This window comes from Nocardia pseudovaccinii NBRC 100343 (assembly GCF_001613225.1).
Lineage (GTDB): Bacteria > Actinomycetota > Actinomycetes > Mycobacteriales > Mycobacteriaceae > Nocardia > Nocardia pseudovaccinii.
In genome coordinates, this window is sequence record NZ_BDBY01000419.1 from 1 (window position 1) to 5,465 (window position 5,465).

5 protein-coding genes and 1 pseudogene are annotated in these 5,465 nt (G+C 68.1%); 5 read left to right on the plus strand and 1 reads right to left on the minus strand.

Annotated elements, in window-relative coordinates; genetic code table 11:
- The 5 genes from NP3_RS44185 to proB form a co-directional block, all read left to right on the plus strand.
- A partial coding sequence (locus NP3_RS44185; protein WP_174566317.1) for a ribonuclease E/G occupies nt 1-1,275 on the plus strand: 1,275 nt, incomplete at its 5' end.
- Nucleotides 1,276-1,580: 305 nt separating this feature from the next.
- Nucleotides 1,581-1,892, plus strand: coding sequence for a 50S ribosomal protein L21 (rplU, locus tag NP3_RS44190; protein ID WP_040687720.1), 312 nt, complete (start codon nt 1,581-1,583; stop codon nt 1,890-1,892).
- Nucleotides 1,893-1,932: 40 nt separating this feature from the next.
- Complete coding sequence (gene rpmA, locus NP3_RS44195; RefSeq protein ID WP_063047669.1) at nt 1,933-2,199, plus strand: 50S ribosomal protein L27; 267 nt, start codon at nt 1,933-1,935, stop codon at nt 2,197-2,199.
- A gap of 117 nt (nt 2,200-2,316) precedes the next feature.
- The gene (gene obgE / locus NP3_RS44200; protein WP_063047670.1) at nt 2,317-3,771 is read left to right on the plus strand and encodes a GTPase ObgE; all 1,455 of its coding nucleotides are present in this window, start codon (nt 2,317-2,319) and stop codon (nt 3,769-3,771) included.
- 216 nt (nt 3,772-3,987) lie between these two features.
- On the plus strand, nt 3,988-5,115 hold the full coding sequence (proB, locus tag NP3_RS44205; protein WP_174566318.1) for a glutamate 5-kinase: 1,128 nt from the start codon (nt 3,988-3,990) through the stop codon (nt 5,113-5,115).
- 168 nt (nt 5,116-5,283) lie between these two features.
- Here proB and NP3_RS50100 read toward each other — a convergent pair.
- Nucleotides 5,284-5,465, minus strand: a pseudogene (locus tag NP3_RS50100) (hypothetical protein); the annotation flags it as partial.

The following is a 5,465-nucleotide window of genomic DNA, read 5'->3' on the forward strand; positions in this document are numbered from 1 at the left end:
TACCGGATCGATGAGCAGCTCGCCAAGGCGCTCGATCGCAAGGTGTGGCTGCCCTCCGGCGGCACCCTGGTGATCGACCGGACCGAGGCGATGACCGTCATCGACGTCAATACCGGCAAGTTCACCGGTGCGGGCGGCAGCAATCTGGAAGAGACGGTCACCAGGAACAACCTGGAGGCCGCCGAGGAGATCGTGCGCCAGATGCGGCTGCGCGATATCGGCGGCATGATCGTCGTCGATTTCATCGACATGGTGCTGGAGTCGAACCGGGATCTGGTGCTGCGCAGGCTGACCGAGGCATTGGGCCGCGACCGCACCCGCCACCAGGTCTCCGAGGTGACCTCGCTCGGCCTGGTGCAGATGACCCGCAAGAAGCTCGGCACCGGTCTGGTCGAGGCGTTCTCGACGACCTGCGAGCACTGCCATGGTCGGGGCATCGTCGTGCACACCTATCCGGTGGAGCTCACCGGTGCCGAGGACAGCACCCGCAGTGGCCGGGAGACCGGATCGCGGCGGCGGCGTGGCCGGGACAAGGGTGCGGCGGCGAGTGCGCCCGCCGCGGCAGCCAATGGCACCGCGCATGCTGTCGAAGACGAGGCGGAGATCGCGGTCAAGCGGGCGCATCCGGTGGCGTTGGCGATGGCGGCGCATCAGTCGGAGGAAGTGCACGCGGAGGATGTTGCGGAGCTCGAGGACGTCGCCGTGGCGGAAGCCGTCGCGGATGTCGTCGCCGCAAGCGATGAGGCTCCGGTCGCGGATGTCGTCGTCGCCGAGTCGGTCGCGGCGGTCGCCGAGGAAGCCGCGGAGGCGGTTGCCGAGGAAGTCGCGGAAGCCGTAACCGAGGAAGCTGCGGAGGCGGTTGCCGAGGAAGTCGCGGAAGCCGTAACCGAGGAAGCCGCGGAGGCGGAAGTGGTGGCCGAGGAGGCCGTCGCGTCCGCATCCGAGGAGGTCGCGCCGGTCGCTGCCGCAGCTTCGACGCCCGCGGCGGATGAACCCGCGGAGCCCGCGGTAGAGCCGGTCGCGGCATCGTCCAACGGTGTGCCCGATTCCGCGGCACCCCGTTCGGCAGGCCGCAGACGTCGCGTCGCGCGTTCGGCCGCCGCACCGGCCGCCGACAGCGCCGGGGCCGTCTTCGTGCTGCCGACGGCGGATCAGGGGGCGGCAGGGCCCGTCGTGGACTACACGGCGGATGTTCCGGTCGTGGTGCCGTCGCGCAAGCCGCGCCGCCGGGCCGTCGGTCGTCCCGCCGGACCGCCGGTGGACGACGCGAACTGATCGCCACAATCGGATCGAAAACCTGGGACCCCCGCCGCATTCCGCGACGGGGGTCCTGCCTTTCACGGGCACCGGTTTGGTCGGGGTGGTACCCGTCCTGTAATCTTGGACAGTCGCTGCCCGGCGACAGCGCTTATTCGCGCTGTGTTTGTGACTCGGCTCGAAGCCGAGAGCCATCAGGTTGCTGAGGCGGCGGTGACTACCAGACCAGAGTGCTGTGGTTTCCAGCCGGAGTCATCCGGGCGGGAGCACGCAGCCGCGCGAGCACGAGCCGCGCGCATTACAGGAAGAAGGGCAGCCGACCGATGGCAACGTACGCGATCGTCAAGACCGGCGGAAAGCAGTACAAGGTCGCGGTCGGTGACCTGGTGAAGGTCGAGAAGATCGAGGGTGCGCCGGGTTCGTCCGTGGCGCTGGCCCCGGTTCTCGTGGTGAACGGCGCCGAGCTGACCACCGATGCGGACAAGCTGGCCAAGGTTTCCGTGGCCGCGGAGGTCGTCGAGCACACCAAGGGCCCGAAGATCCGCATCCACAAGTTCAAGAACAAGACCGGCTACCACAAGCGTCAGGGTCACCGTCAGCCGCTGACGGTCCTCAAGGTCACCGGCATCAAGTAAGCCTCCGCGCTTTCTCGAATTACTTCACAGGAGTTCAGAAATGGCACATAAGAAGGGTGCATCCAGCTCCCGCAACGGTCGCGACTCGAACGCCCAGCGACTCGGCGTCAAGCGTTTCGGTGGCCAGACCGTTTCGGCGGGCGAGATCCTGGTTCGCCAGCGTGGCACGCACTTCCACCCCGGTGTGCTCGTCGGCCGTGGCGGCGACGACACCCTGTTCGCCCTGGCGGCGGGCAAGGTCGAGTTCGGCACCAAGCGTGGCCGCAAGACCGTCAACATCGTTGTTCCGGAGCCGGCCGAGGCCTGACCGCCTCTAGCCAAACGGAAAAGCTGAGCGGGTCAGGGTGCATTCCCTGGCCCGCTTTTCGCGTTCTCGAAAGATCGCGTTCCCATAAATCCGACCACCGAGGAGGATGATTCGGACATGTCCAAATTCATCGACCGTGTCGTATTGCACGTGCGTGCGGGCAAGGGTGGTCACGGCTGTGCCTCCGTGCGCCGCGAGAAGTTCATGCCGCTCGGCGGTCCGGACGGCGGCAATGGCGGACGCGGCGGGGATGTGATCCTCGAGGTCGACCCGAATGTGCACACCCTGCTGGACTTCCACTTCCATCCGCATGCCAGGGCGAGCAACGGCAAGCCGGGCGAGGGCAGCAACCGCGACGGTAAGCAGGGCACCGACCTGGTGCTGAAGGTGCCCGACGGCACCGTGGTGCTGGACGACGACGGCAAGGTGGTCGTCGATCTGGTCGGTTCGGGCAATAAGTTCATCGTGGCTCGTGGCGGACGTGGCGGACTCGGTAATGCCGCGCTGGCCTCCAAGGCGCGCAAGGCGCCCGGTTTCGCACTGCTCGGCGAGGACGGCGATGAGGGCGATCTTGTCCTCGAGCTGAAGTCCGTCGCCGATGTGGGGCTCGTCGGGTTCCCGTCGGCGGGCAAGTCCTCGCTGGTGTCGGTGCTCTCGGCCGCCAAGCCGAAAATCGCGGACTACCCGTTCACCACGCTGGTGCCCAATCTCGGAGTGGTCTCCAGCGGTGACACCACCTTCACCATCGCCGATGTGCCCGGTCTGATCCCGGGTGCGAGCGAGGGGCGTGGGCTCGGGCTGGATTTCCTGCGGCATCTGGAGCGCTGCGCGGTGCTCGCGCACGTCGTCGACTGTGCGACCCTCGAGCCGGGACGCGATCCGGTTTCCGATGTCGATGCGCTGGAGGCCGAACTCGCGGCCTACCAACCGGCTCTGGATGCCGATACCGGGCTCGGTGATCTGGCCGATCGGCCGCGTGTGGTGATCCTGAACAAGGTCGATCTGCCCGATGCCGCCGAGTTGGCGGAGATGGTCACGCCTGAATTCGCCGCACGTGGCTGGCCGGTCTTCGAGATCTCGGCGGTGAGCCGGGCGGGCCTGCGTCCCTTGACCTTTGCGCTCGCCGAGATGGTCGAGCAGTATCGGACCGCGCACCCGAAGGCCGCGCCGAAGCGCCCGGTGATCCGCCCGATCGCGGTCAACGAATCCGGCTTCAGCGTGATCGCCGATCCCGAGGAGCCGGGCGGCTTCATCGTGCGCGGGCCGCAGCCGGAGCGCTGGGTTCGCCAGACTCAGTTCGACAACGACGAAGCCGTCGGCTACCTCGCCGACCGTCTGGCCCGGCTCGGTGTCGAAGACGAACTGGTGAAGCAGGGCGCCGAGCCCGGTGCGCCGGTCACCATCGGCGATGTCACCTTCGATTGGGAGCCGCAGATCTCCGCGGGTGTGGATATGGTGCCCACCGGCCGCGGCACCGACATTCGGCTGGAGCAGAACGACCGGATCAGCGCCGCCGAACGCAAACACGCGTCCCGAGTACGCCGTGGTCTGGTCAAGGACGACGAGGAATAACGTGAACGCCGTGGGCTTGTGGTGTGCGCCGGGGTCTGGCACGGCGTTACGGCGAGCGCCGCGGTTCGGTTCGCCCGTCCGGTGCGTATCGGAATTCGGTGGCGGCCAGGGCGTTCAGGGTGCAGTGTTGCGCCCGGCGGGTTCGGCCGGACTGGCGGGTACGTCGAGTTCTGTTGCGGTACAGGGAGTTCGGTTGCGATGCAGGTGAGTTCGGGGATGGCCGAGGTGCTGTCGCAGTCCGGGCTGAGTGAGGCCAGGACGGCGATTGCTTCGGCGCGCAGTGTGGTGGTGAAGATCGGATCTTCGGCGCTGACCAGCCTTAAGGGCGGGCTCGATATGGCGCGACTGGATCGGCTGGCCGATGCGGTGGAGGCGCGGATGCGGGCCGGATCCGATGTGGTCGTGGTGTCCTCGGGTGCTATCGGTGCGGGTATCGCGCCGCTCGGATTGACAAGTCGCCCAAGGGATCTGGCCACCAAACAGGCCGCCGCCAGCGTCGGTCAGTTGGCATTGGCGCATGCGTGGGGGACCTCGTTCGCGCGGTTCGGGCGGACGGTCGGGCAGGTGCTGTTGAGCGCCGACGACTTCTCCCGGCGCGAGCATCACCGCAACGCGCAGCGCACCCTGGATCGGTTGCGCTCGCTCGGCGCGGTCGCTGTGGTGAACGAAAACGATACTGTCGCAACGGAAGAGATCCGCTTCGGCGATAACGACCGCCTCGCCGCACTGGTCGCCCATCTGGTCGGCGCGGACGCGCTGGTGCTGCTCTCCGATGTCGAGGGCCTCTACGACGGCGACCCGCGCAAAGGCGCCGCCAACTTCATCCCAGAGGTCCGCAGCAGCGCCGACCTCGACGGCGTCATCGCGGGCAGCGGTGGCGCACTCGGCACCGGTGGCATGGCCTCCAAACTCTCCGCGGCCCGGCTGGCCGCCGACGCGGGCGTCCCCGTCCTGCTTGCCGCCGCCACCGAGGCCGATATCGCGCTCAGCGCGGGCACCGTCGGCACCGCCTTCGCCGCCCGCCCGGTCCGCCTCTCCGCCCGCAAATTCTGGGTCCGCCACGCCGCCGACAGCCGCGGCGCCATCCTCATCGATGAGGGCGCCGTCCAAGCCGTCGCCCACCGTCGCCGCTCCCTGCTCGCCGCAGGCATCACCGGCGTCCGCGGCCGCTTCCACGGCGGCGACGTCGTCGACCTCATCGCCCCCGACAACCGCATAGTCGCCCGCGGCGTAGTCGAATACGACAGCACCGAGCTATCCGGCATGCTCGGCCGCTCCACCACCGAACTCCCGGACACTATGCAACGTCCGGTAATCCACGCCGACGACCTGGTCAAAGTCTGACGCGGTCCGGGTTGTGCGCCTGAGCTCTGGTCGGGTGCGGCTTTGCCGGAACATTGCAGGCCAGGCTGATTGCTGTCGGGTTCGGCGATGCGCCAGGTCTCGCTGGATTCGCACTCTTTACCTGTTGCGGGAGGCGAGGCGTACGGATTCGGTAAGGAGTGCGGTGAGTCAGCGGGTTCCTTCTGGGGTGGGGATGACGCCGGGTTGGTTGGAGGTCGGTGGGGGTTGGGAGGGGCCGGTTTGGTCGGGGATGGGGCCGGTGATTCCGGGCTGGCCGCCGGGGTCGGGCAGGGCAGGGGTTGGTTGCGACGGGACAGGGGCCGGGGGTGGGGGTGCCTGTTGGGTTGGGG

Excerpts from the sequence above, each read along its gene's own strand:
- rplU (WP_040687720.1), top strand. The coding sequence starts at position 1,581 with ATGGCAACGTACGCGATCGTCAAGACCGGCGGAAAGCAGTACAAGGTC.
- rpmA (WP_063047669.1), top strand. The coding sequence starts at position 1,933 with ATGGCACATAAGAAGGGTGCATCCAGCTCCCGCAACGGTCGCGACTCG.
- obgE (WP_063047670.1), top strand. The coding sequence starts at position 2,317 with ATGTCCAAATTCATCGACCGTGTCGTATTGCACGTGCGTGCGGGCAAG.
- proB (WP_174566318.1), top strand. The coding sequence starts at position 3,988 with ATGGCCGAGGTGCTGTCGCAGTCCGGGCTGAGTGAGGCCAGGACGGCG.